Below are 17348 nucleotides of genomic sequence, written 5' to 3'. Positions count from 1 at the left end.
CGTTAGAATTTTCTTCCGTCCTATCTAAAATCTTAAGGGGAGTCTTTCCGCACTTTACTTTTATACATGAGACTTCTAATCTGCCACGCAAATATTGAATAATTTTAACTCACTTTATGAAAAAAATTCTTTGCTTAAGTTTTATCGTGTTATTACAAATTTTGACCGCTTTATATGCACAAAGTCCTTCTGAAGTTGCCAAACAACACGTGATTACACAAGATCAAATGATTTGGCAAAAGCGACCTTTCTTTAACTTCAACAATGACGATCTGGGCAATCAAAATCGTGACCTTAGTTTTAAATTGTATGTTTTAGCCACCGGCGAAGTTCAAAAAGCTGAATTAATCAAAAGCTCTGGACTTACACACATTGATAAGCGGGTTGAGCAGTCACTTTTACGTGCCAAGTTCAAACCTTATATCGAAAATGGTGTCGCTTACCCCTTTGTTGCCCTACAGCCCTTCTCACTCAAGACCCTGAAAGAAAACCAAAGACCTTGGTGGAAAAGCTTCTATTCATTTCATAAAAAAAAGAGCATGTTTCCATGCTCTTTTTTTAAACCTGTATTGCTAAGGCTTTTTGTACCGCTGGACGGGCCGTCAGTCGATCGATATAGTCTTTCACGTATGGATAATCTTCCAGCTGAATTTGCTGCCATTCATGACGCAGTGCCCAAGGCAGAATAGCCATATCTGCAATCGAATACTCTCCAGCCACAAATTTTTGACCAATCAACTGATGGTTCAAAACTTTATACAAGCGTTTAGATTCATTTACATAACGTTCAGTTGCATACGGAATACGTTCAGGTGCAAAACGACTAAAATGATGATTTTGTCCTAACATGGGCCCAAAACCACCCATTTGCCACATCAACCATTGTTCAACTTCAACGCGCTCAAACTCATCTTCTGGATAAAACAAACCTGTTTTACGTCCAAGATATTGCAGAATCGCACCAGACTCAAAAACTGAAATTGACTCTCCTCGTGGGCCATTCTGATCCACGATTGCAGGGATTTTATTGTTCGGAGAAATTCTCAAAAAGTCTGGCTGAAATTGATCATTTTCCAAGATATTAATCGGAAAAATTTGGTATTCCAAACCCATTTCTTCTAAAGCGATGGTAATTTTATGTCCATTGGGTGTACCCCAATAGTAGAGATCAATCATCTATATTCCTTTTTAATTTTCAGTAAGGCAATCTCATTTTGCTTTATGTATAACATGTTTAATCCAGTGAAAGCTTGTCAGTTTTTCTGAAAAGTAACGTTAAAATGTGAATTATCACTTTGCTTTTAAAATCACTTAAGGTACAAAAATTCAAAAAATATAATTTTTTTATAAAAATCCCTTGAAAAAAATCAGCACAGACCGATATTGATACATGTACAAGGATCAAACGATCTTGTTAGTGAACAGTGGATGCCAAGCATCACTGAACATTTCTTATTGTTACAACTTTGCTTATTAAAGAGAGTTCTAATTATGAGTAGTTTAAATCTTAACCCACTTTTCCGTCGTAGCATTGGTTTTGATCGTTTCAACGATTTATTTGATTATGCCATGCAAAGCGACACACCAAATTACCCGCCATACAATATTGAAAAAACGGCTGAAAATAGCTATCGCATTGTGGTGGCAACCGCAGGTTTTACAGAAGATGAACTTTCGCTAAACTTAGAAAATCAAGTGCTAAGCATTTCAGGTAAACCAACTGAAGCGCAAGATACAACTGTGGAATTCCTGCATAAAGGCATTGCTCGTCGTACATTTAAACTGTCTTTACGCTTAGATGAACATATAGAAGTGCAACAAGCCCTATATGAAAATGGTTTATTGACAGTGGACTTACAGCGTATTATTCCTGAAGAAAAACTACCACGCCAAATTCCAATTGGCAAAAAGGCATTGATAGAAAGTCCTGTCCAAGAAAATAGCGCTGAATAAGCCCTCATCTAAAAAGACCCTTCGGGGTCTTTTTTATATTAAGAAAATTAGTTAGATTCAAAACATGACAAACAAGAATAAAAAATCATCCCATCTCAAGAATATAGTGTCTCGATTCCAATTTATATGTTTCGTTTTTTATCTATTCTCAACTTAATCTTACCCATAGGTGTTTTTAATGAATCCTTGGTGGGTCTGGCTTACAAGCTGTTCATCTACTCTTTTTAAATTTTGGCGTATCTTGCAAAAAATAATCCTACTCTGTATTACTATCTATTTATATGAAATGTACTTTGTTCTGATCGCTTTTATGACATGGAATATACGACCTAATATTACCAAGATGAAAATCTATTGGAGGGTACTGAAAACCCCTATTTCACGGCCTGTTTTATGTAAATAGATCTCACATAGTTAGCTCAATAAAAAGCTTTGCTCACTTCATACCTACATTAAAACTAAATTAAAGCATTTCAAAACGTCTGAATCGAAACAACGATTGAATATCAATTAAAATATAATCAAATTTGTCTTTCCTAAAGAAACTTACTTAATACCCTCAGACATAAGTTCGCATTCATGAATTTTGCTCTATTTTCCAATCAATACGCAGCAAAAATTATTGGTGCCCTTGAACATCATTGAGATTAAAAAACCAAAATATAGGCAAAAAAAAGCACTGCAAATGCAGTGCTTTTTTAATGGATACTTACTTTTTCTTTTTAGGACCAAGCAGCATACCCATTTGACGGCCTTCCATTTTTGGTGTTTGTTCAACAACACCATAGTCAACCACGTCAGCTTCAATTTTTTGCAATTGAGCCAAACCTAACTGTTGGTGTGCCATTTCACGACCACGGAAACGAAGCGTGATTTTTACCTTATTGCCTTCTTCAAGGAACTTGATAATGGCACGTAGTTTAACGTTGTAGTCACCAACATCAGTACCAGGGCGTAGCTTGATTTCTTTCACCTGTACTTGATGTTGTTTTTTCTTCGCTTCTTTTTGCTTTTGTTTTAGATCAAACAAATGCTTGTTAAAATCCATGATTTTGCAGACTGGTGGCTCAGCATTAGCAACAATCTCAACAAGGTCAAGATCTACTGCTTCTGCAGCACGCAAAGCGTCAGCAAGAGATACAATCCCTTTTTGCTCGCCATTTTCGTCTACTAGACGGACTTCTTTTGCACGAATTTCATCATTCAAGGCAGGACGGTTTGACTTTCCGCCCTGTTGATTACGGTCAGGCTGTTTAATCGCTTTTACTCCACAATGTACCGGCCGCGTTCGGCTACGGCTGCTTTTACTAGGTCAACGAATGCATCAATTGACATAGTACCCAAATTTTTTCCAGAGCGAGTACGGACGTTTACAGTACCTTCCTCAACTTCACGGTCTCCAAGAACCAATAAGTAAGGAATACGCTCTAAAGTACGTTCACGAATCTTAAAGCCGATTTTCTCATTTCTCAAGTCTGAAATCGCGCGGATACCGCTTTCTTTAAGTTTAGCGACGACTGACTCACATGCTTCAGCTTGTGAATCGGTAATGTTCATCACACATGCTTGAATTGGAGACAACCAAGGTGGCATGAAACCAGCATAGTGTTCAATAAGTATACCAATAAAACGCTCGAAACTGCCAAGAATTGCACGGTGCAACATTACAGGCTGATCACGGTCGTTATCTTCAGTCACATAAGATGCGTCAAGACGTTCTGGTAAGTTAAAGTCACATTGAATTGTACCGCACTGCCATACACGACCTAAGCAGTCTTTCAATGAGAATTCAATTTTCGGACCGTAGAATGCGCCTTCACCCGGTTGAAGTTCCCATTCTAGGCCTGCAGCATCTAAAGCGTCTGCCAAAGATTTTTCTGCCATGTCCCAAAGTTTGTCATCACCTACACGTTTTTCTGGACGTGTCGACAACTTCATTTGTACTTCTTCAAAGCCAAAGTCTTTATAAACATCTAAAGTCAATTTAATGAAGTCTGCAACTTCAGTACCGATTTGTTCTTTCGTACAGAAGATATGCGCATCATCTTGTGTAAAGCCACGTACACGCATAATGCCGTGTAATGAACCCGATGGTTCGTTACGGTGACATGAACCAAACTCAGCTAAACGGATTGGCAGGTCACGGTAAGATTTCAAACCTTGGTTGAAGACTTGCACGTGACATGGGCAGTTCATTGGTTTTACTGCATAGTTACGGTTCTCTGAGTGAGTCGTAAACATGTTTTCAGCATAGTTTGCTGCGTGACCTGATTTTTCCCAAAGCGTGAAATCAACCACTTGCGGTGTACGGATTTCTTGGTAACCATTGGCTTGTTGAACTTTACGCATGTATTGTTCAAGCACTTGGTAAATCGTCCAGCCGTTTGGATGCCAGAACACCATACCCGGCGCTTCTTCTTGCATATGGAACAAGTCTAACGCTTTACCAATTTTACGGTGATCGCGTTTTTCAGCTTCTTCAATACGTTTGATATACGCAGCTAACTGTTTTTTGTCAGCCCAAGCTGTACCGTAAATACGTTGCAGCTGTTCGTTTTTCGCATCACCGCGCCAGTAAGCACCAGAGATTTTAGTCAACTTGAACGATTTTAAGAATTTAGTATTTGGAACGTGCGGACCACGACACATATCCAAGTAGTCTTGATGATAGTACAAGCCCATTTCAGTTTCTTCAGGCATGTCTTCTATCAGACGCAGTTTGTATTCTTCGCCGCGTGCAGTGAACTCTTTGATCACTTCATCACGTGGAGTCATTTTTTTGATGACATCATAGTCTTGGTCGATGAGCTTTTTCATGCGCTCTTCGATTGCTGCCATGTCATCTAAAGTAAACGGACGTGGCATCCAGATGTCATAGTAGAAACCTTCTTCAATGACAGGACCAATGACCATCTTTGCTTCTGGGAACAATTGCTTAACTGCATGACCTACCAAATGCGCACAAGAGTGACGAATGATGTGAATACCATCTTCATCTTTAGGCGTGATAATTTGTAGGCTAGCATCTTCTGTAATTAAATCAGATGCATCAACTAAACGATCGTTTACACGACCCGCAACTGTATTTTTTGCTAGACCAGGACCGATGCTTTGAGCAACTTCCATCACAGACACGGCATGATCAAATTCTTTTTGATCGCCATTAGGCAAAGTGATAATTGGCATATAAAAATCCTTAAGGAGTGATGCCCCGTACAATGGAGCATGTCACCGCGAGATTATGATCGAGGGAGACCCTCAAAAGATAAAAACGGTGGATAAATAAAATTCGACCTAAATTTTACACGCCCTGCCAACTTTAATAAACCTCTAATCCCATAGAAGTTGATTTTTCTGCCGCCTTTTACAAGACTCCTGATAATTCAAACAGATTTCAGCCGAAATGCGCTTTATGCTGTCAACATAATAATCACGTTCTAATTCATAAAATTATTCCGAATTTCGAACACCTATACCCACTGAACTCTCTATGTAGGCAGGTATCATGCAAGCACATTCACTTATATCTTGGTCTAGTTTAAAACCGCTCCAAACCCGCTTATGCCCTTGCAGCCAATGTCGATCTTGTGGTCTTACGGCTCGAAGATGATGATGTAGAACAAGTCGTGGTCATGTATGGTCGCTGTCAGCATCGCGGCGCACTCATGGCCGATGCCCATATTCAAGGAGATAAAATCGTCTGTGGGCTGCATGGCTCTCACTATATTTATAAAACTGGCATCAACCCACGTTATCTGAATAAAAATCTGCAAAAGTTTAAAGCGTGGGTGGAAGGCGATCAGGTGTATGTCGATCTTGAAGAAATTCAAGCGTGGGAAAAAAGAAATCCTCAACAATATAAGCGTGATCAATACCAAGGCCTATATGCTGACTCCGCGCCCGCGCCAGAAGAACCATATAATAAATTGATCTTGGAACTCGCACGAAATGGCTTAAGTAAATTTGGACATCATGGCCCGACAGCGGCAATGGGCGTGCCTTTCAATCAACTTCCGAAATGGGATGATATTCAACTGATCACCGCACAACTGTGGAAAATTCCATTGTTAGATAATGCACCCGTAGCAACCGAAGTGGTGATTGGCCCAAATGCTAAAAAACCTTTAAAACTCAACATTCCCGTGTTTGTGTCAGATATGAGTTTTGGTGCGCTATCTCAAGAAGCCAAAGTTGCCCTTGCAACAGGTGCTGAACTTGCAGGTACAGGCATTTGCTCAGGTGAAGGCGGAATGCTTACTGAGGAACAAGCGGCTAACTCCCGTTATTTTTATGAACTCGCGTCTGGTCGTTTGGCTATGACATCGAAAAAGTCAAAAAGTGTCAGGCCTTTCATTTTAAAGGCGGTCAAGCTGCAAAAACAGGTACGGGAGGACATCTTCCAGGCCATAAAGTGATTGGAAAAATTGCAGAAGTACGTAAATTACTAGAAGGCACCGCTGCTATTTCTCCTGCAACCTTCCCCGACTGGACGCATCTATCACAATACCGTGAATTTGCAGAATATGTCCGAGTAGAAACCGGCGATATCCCGATCGGCTATAAACTCTCTGCACAGCATATTGAACGTGATATTGACGCAGCACTGAGCATTGGTGTGGACTATATTATTTTAGATGGACGTGGCGGTGGTACAGGTGCAGCCCCAACCTTGTTCCGTGACAATATCTCAGTACCAACCATTCCTGCGCTTGCACAAGCACGTCGTCATTTAGACCGTTTAGGACGGTCAGATATTAGTTTAGTGATCACAGGTGGACTTCGTGTACCCGCTGACTTTATTAAGGCACTCGCTTTAGGTGCAGATGCCATCGCGATTTCAAACTCTGCCATGCAAGCCATTGGCTGTTTAGCTATGCGTGCCTGTCAGACCAATGATTGTTCTGTCGGCATTGCCACACAACAAGATCATTTACGTCGTCGTTTAGAAATAGACAAATCGGCACAACAACTGGCGAATTTTCTAAATGCATCTGTTGAACTGATGCAAGTCATGGCTCGTGCCTGCGGACATCATCATCTGAATCAATTCTGCAAAGATGACCTGACCACATGGAAAAAAGAAATGTCGAACCTCACGGGTATTCACTACAGTGGATTTGAGTAAGCTTCAAATCATGAGCTTTTTTCAAAACCATTGAACCTAAAAAGAGTCCATACGGGCTCTTTTTTATTCTCTGAAGGTTTCAAAGGCCATGAATTGAGCGGCTTGGTACAACCAAAGCTGTGCAAATTGAGGGATGATCATTTCACTTTGTGCAGGACGTAAAAAAATATAATCATCTACGTCTATGCTGCTTGTCTGTGGAATTTGCACAAGTTCCTGATTACTACTGCGACCATATAATGCATGGGGCTGACTGCCTTGAGGATAAACATAGTCCCCACGCCAATAACCTCCATAAATAAACACAGCCTGAGACTTTGCCCAACGACTGAGCCATTCTAACTGTGGTAATTCTGTCCTTGGCAACACTTTTAGCACGGGTGCGGCGATCCATAAGGCACTTTGAAAAGCGTGCAATTTTTTCAATTCAAAATCTACGGGTTTTAATAACATCGAGCCAAATGAAACTTCGTTACAGACACTTTGCTGACAATGAAAATTAAAACTAGGACTACCACCACCATTCCAACAGGTGTGTTCATCACAAAAGGTTGGGTAGCGCTGTTCTACATAAGCTTTGAATTGTTGATAACTTTGCTGGGACTGTTGATAAGTCTGTTCAGCAGATTGGATCAGCCGTGGAATCTTCGCCACATGTGCGTCATAGCCCATTAATCCTGAAAATTTTAAATGTTGGGGATGTTGAACGATTACATCCAAAACAGCCTTTAGCTCATCGATCGTTTTCAGACCTCCACGGTGTAGCCCCACATCGATTTCAATATTGATGCGTAGACACAGTTGATGCTGCTCAGCAAATTTGAGGTATTGGGCTAAACGCTGTTCACTATCAATCAGCCATTGCACTTGCGATTGCGTTGCCTGCAAAAATGCCTTGTCTGCATGGTGCAAGGCCTGAATCGGCATCGGTTTCCCAAACAACACATCGGCTTGCGGCATCGATTCGAAAAGTGTTTTCAGATGTGCAAAATGAAATAGCATGAAACGCTGTGTCTGAAGCTGTGTAGCACAATGTTGGAGCAATGCCATGCACGCCAAGGATTTCACTACCAAGCGCGGATACAGACTATGTGGTATTTGCTGCTGAGTGATCACCAAGTTGTGATTTAATGCGTCAACATCCACGATTAACTGGGGCATCCCCGTCCCGTTTTGCTTTAACAGCGTATTCAACTGTTGAAAATATGCATCCATGCCATCCCCTTTTTCATATCGTTCAATTGGTCTTCAGTGTTTAACCTTCCACGACGCTTATTCAATCAGTAATTGCTGTAGCTCTGGACTGAGCCACTTTTGCTGAGGATCTAATTCTTGTCGAATATTCAAAAAATCTTGCCACTTGGGGTACACATTTTGAAGCTGCCGCGCATTTAGGCTATGCAATTTCCCCCAATGCGGACGCCCGCCATATTTTAAAAAAATCGGCTCCACGAGCTTAAAGATGACTTGATAATCTTGCTTATAGAACTGATGCACCGAAATTGAGGCCGAATCTTGCTGATAAAACGGACTGAGCCAAATATCATCCCCACGTACAAGTCGATATTCTAGCGGAAAAAACATCGGAACCTTATGTCGTCGAAGGGTATGCAAAATTTCTTCTAAACAATTCATCCCGTGTTGCAGCAGAATCTGGTATTCCATCTCATTAAATTTGGTATTTCGAGCAGAAGGAAAAATTCGACTTGACCAGTCTACGTTCATCGAAGGTTTGACAAAAACACCTAATAATTTTTGTAGCCATGGATTCAGTGGTGGAAAAATTCGCGTCAATTCTGCACAAAATTTGAGTAATACGTCATCATCTAAGCACTGTTCTTTCCGCGGTTGAAGGTTATCTTCTGTCATATCTAAGGTTTTTAAAATAACCTGATCGGCATGACTAAATGCCCAGAACTCAATATGTCGATGTTCATATTGCCATTGCTGCATATTTTGCATGACGTCTTTCAGCGGACATAATCGCGTTTGTTCTTTGAGTTTATACATCGGTCGGTTTTGCAGCTGTACATGCGTCAGCACGCCTAAACTCCCGAGTGAAACACGCCCTGCTTGGAAAATTTCGCTATTCTGTTCAGCACTGCATTGTATTAATTCGCCCTGCGCGGTTAATAATTCAAAACCCGTAACCAATGCCGATAAACATGGTAATTCGAGTCCGGTACCATGTGTTCCTGTTGCGATAGCCCCAGCCAAACTTTGACGATCAATATCTCCTTGATTCATCAGTGCTTGATCAAAAGCCGCGAGCTTCTCCCCCAAATCAAATAATCTTGTGCCAGCTTGGACGGTACTTTGGCAGCGTTCAGCATCGATATCTAGAATGCCTTTGAGATGATCTAAACGTACTAAGGTATCTGTAGTTTTTGCCAAAGGGCTAAAAGAATGCCCTGCACCGACCATACGAATCTTGGGATGGGATTGCACTATATCCATTAATTGCTCAAGATTTTGCGGTTGTATAAATGACTTCGGGATCGACTTCTGAGCACCTGACCAATTTTCCCATGCAATGTCGTGTTGAATTGTCATATTCATCCTTGTCGCCATACTTTTTATTGTATTTAGCCGTATTGTTTTATTTTTGATTTCCGCTTTTGCAATGTTAATGCGCAAGCCATCTTGATTTTTTACTTAGATTATACGAAGTTAAGCATCTTCTCAAATTTAAGTTTATTGTTATAAAACAGTAAATAAGCCACGATCAATTAAAGAAAAAATCATTCGTTTATACCCCCACAAAGACTATTCAAGGCGCTCTACATTATTCGTTAAGCATCATTCAAACCGAATCAACAAAGAAGATCACACACGGAAATATCTGCCAAATTAGTATAAAAAACCAACAAACCCTGTATATTTTTCAACTAAATTATTTATGCTAAAAAATCAATTTTGAGAACCACAGGGTTCATTTTCGTCACTTTACTGTTTTTATTTTATTCAATTTCAATAACTTAAAAATTTAGTGTAAATACTCGACTAAAGCATAAATGCAGAGAAGCTACGGACTGAATTATTGTTAAGTTAGATTTAAAACAAATAGACATGGACTTGGAGTACCACGATGGTTAGCGCATACGATGAATTGCCACGGACCCCGGCAAATTTTGTGGCACTTTCGCCTCTACGTTATTTAGAGCGTGCAGCTTATATTTATCCTGATCAGGATGCCATTATCCATGGCAATCGTCATATTTCATGGCGCCAAACGTATAACCGCTGTCGTCAATTTGCACATCAGTTGCAACAATTAGGCATTGGCAAAAATGACACCGTGTCTGTGTTATTACCGAACATTCCGGCTATGGTTGAAGCACACTTTGCCGTACCGATGGCAGGTGCTGTACTAAATACGCTAAATACACGCCTTGATGCGAAAACCATTGCCTTCATGCTGGAACATGCAGAAACCAAAGTCCTGTTGGTTGACCCTGAATTTACTCAGGTTGCCACAGAAGCTTTAGCTTTGATCGATCAAGACATTTATGTCATTGATGTTGCAGATGCTGAATTTGAAGGTACAGCACAACCGATTGGACAAATCGAATTTGAAGACTGGTTGGCGCAAGGCGATGCCAACTTTGAATGGCACTTACCTCAAGATGAATGGGATGCGATTAGTTTAAGCTATACCTCGGGTACCACAGGGAATCCAAAAGGCGTGGTGTATCATCACCGCGGCGCATATATCAATGCAGCGAGTAACATCATTGCTTGCGGCATGACGCCACGTGCAACGTATCTGTGGACGCTTCCTTTATTCCACTGTAATGGCTGGTGCTTTGCTTGGACAATGGCAGCCAATGGCGGAACCAATATTTGTCTACGTAAAATCGACCCTGAACTGATTTTCAAATTGATTGCAGAACACAAAGTAGATTATTTCTGCGGTGCGCCAATCGTACTTTCAATGATGATCAATACGCCTGAAGAGAAAAAAGCACAATTTGACCATCGCGTTGAAGTGATGGTTGCTGGTGCAGCGCCACCTGCAGCGATTATTGAAGGGATGCGTAATATTGGTATCAATGTCACACATGTTTACGGTTTGACTGAAACCTATGGTCCATCAGCACTTTGCGCATCGCAAGCTGGTTGGTCTGATCTTTCCATTCAAGAACAAGCACAGTTGCATTCTCGCCAAGGTGTGCCATACCCGCTTCAAGATGGCATGAAAGTCATTGATCCTGAAACCATGTTACCTGTTCCGCATGATGGCCAGACCATGGGTGAAATCATGTTCCGTGGCAACATCGTAATGAAAGGCTATTTGAAAAACCCAGAAGCAACGGCTGAAGCCTTTGCCGGTGGCTGGTTCCATACCGGCGACTTAGCCGTCTGCCAACCTGACGGTTATGCCAAAATTACTGACCGCTCTAAAGATGTGATCATTTCAGGGGGTGAAAACATTTCATCGCTCGAAGTAGAAGAAATTCTATATCAACACCCTGCTGTACTGACCGCTGCAGTGGTTGCAAAACCTGACCCTCGTTGGCAAGAAGTGCCTTGTGCCTTTATTGAATTAAAAGCAGGTAAAGAAGCAACGCCTGAAGAACTGATCGAATTCTGTAAGCAGCACCTTGCACGTTTCAAAGTACCTAAAGATGTAGTGATTACCGAAATTCCAAAAACCTCGACAGGTAAACTTCAGAAGTTCGTTCTCCGTGAATGGGCTAAAGAGCGCGCTGTTGGTGAATTTGGTTAATATTAAAACTCAAAAGCCAAGCATGATTTTTTCAATCATTTAAGCAAAAAAAGCGACCTAATCAGGTCGCTTTTTTGATGTGAAGTCTATAACTTCACGTTTTGCTTCAATGATCAGATCATGTTGAATTCTCTGATCATTGAGCTATCTAAGTACCTGGTTATCTAATCATGCATTAGTTATCAGATAATAAAGCCACTTGTTGAATGTAGTTAAACAATTTCAACTTTGACGCAGTCAGTTCTTCTTCGCTTACATTTTTTGCTATATCACGTTGAATACGCAAAATATGCTGACGAATAGGATGATGTTCAGCAGCATTATGTGCTTTCATGAACTCTTTAATGACGGGATCACCTTGGGCAATCATACGTTCAGTCCAGCGTTGAAGCTGCGCTGTTTTTTTCGCACCTTGCTGCGGGGTTAAGTAAGATAAAATCATGGTTTCATCTTCATTACGCAGTAATTTACCTACACGTTGAAACTGACGGCGTCGCGCTTCATGTGAAGTAATGGTTTGTGCATCAAGTAGTGCTTCGATCAGACGCTCTTCTACAGGAAGATTTTTAATCTGTTTAGGATTCAGTTTTGCAAGTTCCTCGCCCAAAGCAGCCATACGTTGTACAGCTTTCTTTTGCTCAGTTTTACTTGCACGTCCTTCTAAGGATTCAAAGTCTTCTTCGGTATAGCGGTTCGGTCGACGTGCCACGTTTAATCTGCCTCGTAAAATTTTGCCGCAAACAGTGCTTGAATTTCAGATAAAGCTTTTTCTTCATCTGCACCTTCAATCACTAAGCGTAAAGTTGTGCCCTTGCCTGCGCCAAGCATCAGCAAAGACATAATATTTTTGGCATCTACTAATTTTCCACCCTTACCAATTTGAATCGACGAGCGAAATTTGGTCGTGACTTCGATTAGCTTGCCAGATGCACGCGCATGTAAACCCAGTTTATTAATTACGTCAACAGTTGTGTCGATCATGACCAGTGCTTCATTTCTCTATGTAGAACCTGAATAGACCATTTTGCCTCAAGTGCTTTTTTTAGTCTATCTACGATATATACCGAACGGTGTTGCCCACCTGTACAACCGATCGACACCGTCATGTAATGACGATGCCCTTCGGCAAATGCCGGCAGCCATTTATCCAAGAAATTATAAATATCTTGGAACATTTCATTGGTTTGTTCACTTTGCTGTAAAAATTGACGAACTGGCTCATCTAATCCTGAATACTTGCGTAATTCCATATCCCAATGCGGATTGGGCAAATGACGGACGTCAAAAACATAATCTGCATCGAGTGGAATACCATGCTTATAGCCAAAAGACTGTAAGATCAAAATTAAATTATCTGCCTGTCCGAGTTTAGACAGCAAGGTATGTTTTAAATCATGTACGCTCTTATCAGTAGTATCAATATGTACTGTCGAGCGTAATTGAATCGGCAACAGTAAAGATTTTTCTTCCTGTATGCACTCATTTAAACTTTTGAAACGACTTGCCAACGGATGGGGACGTCGAGATGAACTGAATCGCGCAATCAATTCCTGATCACGCGTGGTCAAATAAATAATATCGACTGAGCCATGGCGTTGTAGCTGTTGAAAAACCAAATCGAACTCTTGTAAATCTGCACGTGTACTGCGGACATCCACACCCAGTGCCAATTGTTCAAGATTATTTTCTGAATCGAGTTTTTCAACAATTTCGGGGAGTAAGGCCAATGGCAAATTATCGATACAGTAATAACCCAAATCCTCAAGTATCTGTAATGCAGATGACTTTCCAGATCCAGATTGTCCTGTAACAATTAAAATGCGCTTCATCGCTTGCTACCCCATAGCCGTTTTAAACTGCAGTATATTTAACCTGCATATTATCAATAAGACGTGTTGCGCCTAATTTAGCCGCAATAAACAACACCACGTCTTGATCAAATTCTTCAATTTTCTGTAATTCAGGTGTACGTGCTTCAACATAGTCCACAACAAAACCCGCTGCTGTCAATGTTGCTTTAATATTAGCTAACACATCTGCCAGTTGAGTTCCAGCATGTAATTCCGCCTCAGCCGTTTTCAAGCTTTGGTAAATCGTTGGTGCAATCGCACGATTTTCCGCACTTAAATAACCATTGCGTGAGCTCAATGCCAAACCATCTTCAGCACGAGTAATCGGCACACCAATCACTTCTAGTGGAATATTTAAGTCACGTACAAACTGACGAATCACTGCAAGTTGCTGGTAATCTTTTTGCCCAAAGAATGCAAAATTCGGTTGAACAATATTAAAGAGTTTTGTCACAACAACAGCAACACCATCAAAATGACCCGGACGCTGTTCGCCACACAAATCATTGGTAATGCCGCCCACGCTAATATTGGTTAAGCGCGGTTTGTTGCCATACATTTGTTCAACAGTCGGTGCAAACACGATGTCACAACCCACTTCAGCCAATAAGTGCTGATCTTGTTCCAAAGTACGTGGATAGTTGTCAAAGTCTTCATTTGGACCAAACTGAATTGGGTTAACGAAAATACTCACCACCACGACATCACACAGTTTACGTGCTTCACGAACTAAATTAAGGTGACCTTCATGCAAGTTCCCCATCGTTGGTACAAAACCAATGATTTTGCGCGCAGCACGTGCTGGATTTAGCGATGCACTTAAACCTTGAATCGTTGTTTCAGTTTTCATGTCTTACAGCTCAATTTGGAATGTATGTTCTTTGGCAGGGAAACTACCATCAAGTACGGCAGCATGATACGCCTTAAACGCATCCACTATTGCTGTTTCCCCTGCTTGCTCTTTCATAAAATTGCGAACAAATTTCGCCACGTGACTAAACGTCAGTCCCAACATATCTTGTTGAACCAAGACTTGAGCATCCGTTTCTGCACCGGCACCGATCCCAATCACAGGTGTATTTGGGAATAATTCACTAATTTCTTTACCCACTTGGGCAGGAACACATTCCAAAAGTAAAATTGCTGCACCTGCATCAACCACAGCTTTACAATCTGCAATGAGTTGATCCGCGGTTTCGCGTGTACGTGCTTGCACTTTATAACCGCCAAACACATGAACCGATTGCGGAGTTAACCCTAAATGCACACACACTGGAATACCATTACGGGTCAATACTTCAACTGTTTCTGACAACCATGCGCCACCTTCCAATTTGACCATCTGCGCGCCTGCTTGCATCACGATCTTTGAATTCACTAAAGCGTCATTCAAAGTGGCATAGGTCATAAAGGGCAAATCAGTCAGAATAAACGCATGTTTATTGCCACGACGCACTGCTGCAGTGTGATATACCATATCTTCAACAGTGACAGGCAAAGTTGAGTCATTGCCTTGAATGGTCATCCCCAATGAATCACCAATCAGAATACTATCGACTTCAGCAACTTCCATTGCTTTTGCCATGCTCGCATCATAGCAAGTCAGGCAGGAGAATTTGCGGCCTTCCGCTTTAAATTTTTTCAAGTCACTTAGACTAATCATTTCAATATTCCTCAGATGACGGCTTTCTCAAGTGGTCATACAAAAATTAAAGATGGGCCCAGTTTCCTGCATCCAATACAGTTAAATTTGGATTATTCAAAATAGGTAAATCTTTTAATGGTTGTCCTTTAATCTGTAGATTCTCATCTAAATCCAACAAAGGTTTCAACACAAAATCACGTTCTAAAACACCAACATGAGGCACCGTCAAACGTTCATTTTGAATGTGCTGTTCACCATAAATCAGTAAATCTAAATCCAGTGTACGCTCCCCCCAATGACGTAGGCGTACACGCCCCGACTCTTGTTCAAAGCGTTGCAATTCATCCAACAAGGCCAAAGGTGCTAGATCAGTTTCTAATGCAACCGCTGCATTTAAATAATTCGGCTGATCTTGTGGCCCCATTGGCGGGCTTTGGTACAGTTGTGAGACCTTCAATGTTCCGAGTGTTGCAAGTTTATGTACCGCTTCACTGAGAATCTGTAGAGAATCACCTAAATTACTGCCTAAACCAATATATGTCAGCGTCATTGTGTTGGCCCAAAAATAACCTGAGTCAAATCTCGTTTCACACGTTTACGTTTTAAAATCGGATGATCTGCACCAATTTCACCACTGGCTGACGCTGCAACGATTGACACTGTCGCTGGACTGTTGGCATGTGATTTAGGCTTACGTTGACGGCGACTTCTGCTTTCTGGTTCATTCACCAGCGGTTCAATTTCAACTTGCTGATGAGTAGAAGTTTTGGCTTCCACATCTTCATGCGCCGCTTTACGACGACTCTTGGCACGTTGACGATTGTATTGGCTAATTGCTCGTTCTTTTTCGTCAGTGCTCATCTGCTGATAAGCATCCCACCACTGCCCCATGCCTTGCGTGCTTGTATCGCCCGATTTTTCACGCAGCAGCAGAAAGTCAAAGCCTGCACGGAAACGTGCATGACCTGAAAGTGCTTCAATTTGCTGTGGTTTTGGACTTAGTAAACGGGTTTGCATTTCCCAAACCTCACGAATAAATGTTTCGGCAAAGCGTGGAATAATGGTTCGTGTAGCCTGACGTTTCAATACATCCAAGCCTGCTTGAGCACGTGCTTCAGCAGGAACAACACCTTTATTTAGATAGAACGTACAACGCTCTTGGAACGGAATCCACAATAACACGGCATAGAAAAATGCAGGGTTAATAGTTTTCCCAATCGAAATACGATGATCGGTATTTTTTGCAGCCAACTCAATAAATGGCGTTACGACCGGTTTGATATCTGCAAATAATTGATACCAAATACCAAAATCGATCAGCATCGGTAAGACGCGATTGAGATGCCCCATGGTAAAGAGCTTTTGTGACTCATCGTATAAACGATGTGGAGACACATCACGCAGCAATTGAGTAAGTTCTGGAGTAAAGACTTCCAGAATTTTTTCATCAATATTAAAGTTTAATTTGGCTGCAAAACGTAAAGTCCGAAGCATCCGCACAGGATCTTCTTCAAAACGTAATTGTGGATCACCCAATAAACGCAACGTTTTATGCTTAATGTCATCTACTGCATGACAAAAATCTAGCACTTCACCTTTGCGTGGTTGGTAATACATTGCATTGATCGAGAAGTCACGACGTGCAAAGTCTTGCTCAATCGTACCCCAATTATTATCACGTAAAATCATGCCCGCAGCAGAAGTCACGGCTTTTTTAGGCGGCGCACGGAAGGTCGCAACTTCGATCAGTTCACGTCCTGAGTAGACATGCGCCAGCTCAAAACGACGACCAATAATTCGGCAACGTCGCCCGAAGACTTCTTTCACCTGAGCTGGTGTCGCATTAGTTACGGCATCAAAATCTTTAGGTGCATGACCCAACATTAGGTCACGGACACCGCCACCCACGATATAAGCTTCATAGCCTGCCTTAGTTAAGGCATCAATCACATCTAAAATGGAAGAAGGTAATTGTGCGGTTGATAAACCACATTTGGACGCGCGCAAAGTTTGCAAAAGACGCTGTCTCCTACGTCTGAACGTAAA

The 17348-nt window shown here is 41.5% G+C and carries 14 protein-coding genes and 1 pseudogene; 3 read left to right on the top strand and 12 right to left on the bottom strand.

Features of this window, described 5'->3' with window-relative positions:
• Positions 1-558: 558 nt before the first annotated feature.
• Positions 559-1176: a glutathione S-transferase N-terminal domain-containing protein gene (locus FTV37_RS02540; protein ID WP_078192641.1), complete on the bottom strand. Its 618-nt coding sequence runs from the start codon at positions 1174-1176 to the stop codon at positions 559-561.
• Positions 1177-1491: 315 nt separating this feature from the next.
• On the opposite strand from FTV37_RS02540, the gene FTV37_RS02535 reads away from it, so the two are divergent.
• Positions 1492-1953: an Hsp20 family protein gene (locus FTV37_RS02535; RefSeq protein ID WP_168378471.1), complete on the top strand. Its 462-nt coding sequence runs from the start codon at positions 1492-1494 to the stop codon at positions 1951-1953.
• A gap of 709 nt (positions 1954-2662) precedes the next feature.
• On the opposite strand, the gene infC is transcribed toward FTV37_RS02535, so the two are convergent.
• Both infC and thrS read right to left on the bottom strand, forming a co-directional pair.
• Complete coding sequence (infC, locus tag FTV37_RS02530) at positions 2663-3211, bottom strand: translation initiation factor IF-3 (RefSeq protein WP_078192643.1); 549 nt, start codon at positions 3209-3211, stop codon at positions 2663-2665.
• A gap of 5 nt (positions 3212-3216) precedes the next feature.
• Positions 3217-5139, bottom strand: coding sequence for a threonine--tRNA ligase (thrS, locus tag FTV37_RS02525; RefSeq protein ID WP_078189589.1), 1923 nt, complete (start codon positions 5137-5139; stop codon positions 3217-3219).
• 401 nt (positions 5140-5540) lie between these two features.
• Between thrS and FTV37_RS18135 the strand changes: the two are divergent.
• Positions 5541-7078 (top strand): annotated as a pseudogene (locus FTV37_RS18135) (glutamate synthase-related protein).
• A 63-nt stretch (positions 7079-7141) separates the two neighbouring features.
• Here FTV37_RS18135 and FTV37_RS02515 read toward each other — a convergent pair.
• Together FTV37_RS02515 and FTV37_RS02510 are read right to left on the bottom strand one after the other, a co-directional pair.
• Positions 7142-8293, bottom strand: coding sequence for an alanine racemase (locus tag FTV37_RS02515; RefSeq protein WP_180062964.1), 1152 nt, complete (start codon positions 8291-8293; stop codon positions 7142-7144).
• Between the two features lie 57 nt (positions 8294-8350).
• Positions 8351-9631: a D-arabinono-1,4-lactone oxidase gene (locus FTV37_RS02510; protein ID WP_180062985.1), complete on the bottom strand. Its 1281-nt coding sequence runs from the start codon at positions 9629-9631 to the stop codon at positions 8351-8353.
• A gap of 535 nt (positions 9632-10166) precedes the next feature.
• Between FTV37_RS02510 and FTV37_RS02505 the strand changes: the two genes are divergently transcribed.
• The gene (locus tag FTV37_RS02505) at positions 10167-11807 is read left to right on the top strand and encodes an acyl-CoA synthetase (protein ID WP_180062963.1); all 1641 of its coding nucleotides are present in this window, start codon (positions 10167-10169) and stop codon (positions 11805-11807) included.
• Positions 11808-11982: 175 nt separating this feature from the next.
• Here FTV37_RS02505 and yjgA read toward each other — a convergent pair whose 3' ends face one another.
• Genes yjgA through pcnB form a run of 7 tightly spaced genes read right to left on the bottom strand, consistent with a single transcriptional unit; the run spans position 11983 to position 17318 of the window.
• Positions 11983-12516 (bottom strand): ribosome biogenesis factor YjgA, encoded by a 534-nt coding sequence (yjgA, locus tag FTV37_RS02500; RefSeq protein WP_078189593.1) that lies wholly within the window; start codon positions 12514-12516, stop codon positions 11983-11985.
• A 2-nt stretch (positions 12517-12518) separates the two neighbouring features.
• A complete protein-coding gene (locus FTV37_RS02495) occupies positions 12519-12788 on the bottom strand; it encodes an HPr family phosphocarrier protein (protein WP_067763492.1) in 270 nt (89 codons plus the stop codon).
• Positions 12785-13636: an RNase adapter RapZ gene (gene rapZ, locus FTV37_RS02490; protein ID WP_078189595.1), complete on the bottom strand. Its 852-nt coding sequence runs from the start codon at positions 13634-13636 to the stop codon at positions 12785-12787. Before rapZ ends, FTV37_RS02495 begins: the two co-directional genes overlap by 4 nt.
• Before the next feature lie 22 nt (positions 13637-13658).
• Positions 13659-14507: a pantoate--beta-alanine ligase gene (panC, locus tag FTV37_RS02485; RefSeq protein WP_078192648.1), complete on the bottom strand. Its 849-nt coding sequence runs from the start codon at positions 14505-14507 to the stop codon at positions 13659-13661.
• Positions 14508-14510: 3 nt separating this feature from the next.
• The gene (panB, locus tag FTV37_RS02480; RefSeq protein ID WP_180005387.1) at positions 14511-15320 is read right to left on the bottom strand and encodes a 3-methyl-2-oxobutanoate hydroxymethyltransferase; all 810 of its coding nucleotides are present in this window, start codon (positions 15318-15320) and stop codon (positions 14511-14513) included.
• A 46-nt stretch (positions 15321-15366) separates the two neighbouring features.
• Positions 15367-15852: a 2-amino-4-hydroxy-6-hydroxymethyldihydropteridine diphosphokinase gene (gene folK / locus FTV37_RS02475; protein ID WP_180062962.1), complete on the bottom strand. Its 486-nt coding sequence runs from the start codon at positions 15850-15852 to the stop codon at positions 15367-15369.
• Entirely contained in the window at positions 15849-17318 is a 1470-nt protein-coding gene (pcnB, locus tag FTV37_RS02470; protein ID WP_180062961.1) for a polynucleotide adenylyltransferase PcnB, read from the bottom strand. The genes folK and pcnB overlap by 4 nt, the downstream gene beginning before the upstream one ends.
• Positions 17319-17348: the final 30 nt, after the last annotated feature.

Origin of the sequence: Acinetobacter sp. YH16042 (genome assembly GCF_013417245.1) — a bacterium.
GTDB classification, from domain to species: Bacteria; Pseudomonadota; Gammaproteobacteria; order Pseudomonadales; family Moraxellaceae; genus Acinetobacter; species Acinetobacter amyesii.
Note: the sequence above shows the minus strand (reverse complement) of the source record. Positions and strands in the feature narration are given on the sequence as shown.

Excerpts from the sequence above, each read along its gene's own strand:
- FTV37_RS02515 (WP_180062964.1), bottom strand. The coding sequence starts at position 8,293 with ATGGATGCATATTTTCAACAGTTGAATACGCTGTTAAAGCAAAACGGG.
- folK (WP_180062962.1), bottom strand. The coding sequence starts at position 15,852 with ATGACGCTGACATATATTGGTTTAGGCAGTAATTTAGGTGATTCTCTA.
- panC (WP_078192648.1), bottom strand. The coding sequence starts at position 14,507 with ATGAAAACTGAAACAACGATTCAAGGTTTAAGTGCATCGCTAAATCCA.
- thrS (WP_078189589.1), bottom strand. The coding sequence starts at position 5,139 with ATGCCAATTATCACTTTGCCTAATGGCGATCAAAAAGAATTTGATCAT.
- FTV37_RS02510 (WP_180062985.1), bottom strand. The coding sequence starts at position 9,631 with ATGACAATTCAACACGACATTGCATGGGAAAATTGGTCAGGTGCTCAG.
- rapZ (WP_078189595.1), bottom strand. The coding sequence starts at position 13,636 with ATGAAGCGCATTTTAATTGTTACAGGACAATCTGGATCTGGAAAGTCA.
- FTV37_RS02505 (WP_180062963.1), top strand. The coding sequence starts at position 10,167 with ATGGTTAGCGCATACGATGAATTGCCACGGACCCCGGCAAATTTTGTG.
- FTV37_RS02495 (WP_067763492.1), bottom strand. The coding sequence starts at position 12,788 with ATGATCGACACAACTGTTGACGTAATTAATAAACTGGGTTTACATGCG.
- FTV37_RS02540 (WP_078192641.1), bottom strand. The coding sequence starts at position 1,176 with ATGATTGATCTCTACTATTGGGGTACACCCAATGGACATAAAATTACC.
- panB (WP_180005387.1), bottom strand. The coding sequence starts at position 15,320 with ATGATTAGTCTAAGTGACTTGAAAAAATTTAAAGCGGAAGGCCGCAAA.
- FTV37_RS02535 (WP_168378471.1), top strand. The coding sequence starts at position 1,492 with ATGAGTAGTTTAAATCTTAACCCACTTTTCCGTCGTAGCATTGGTTTT.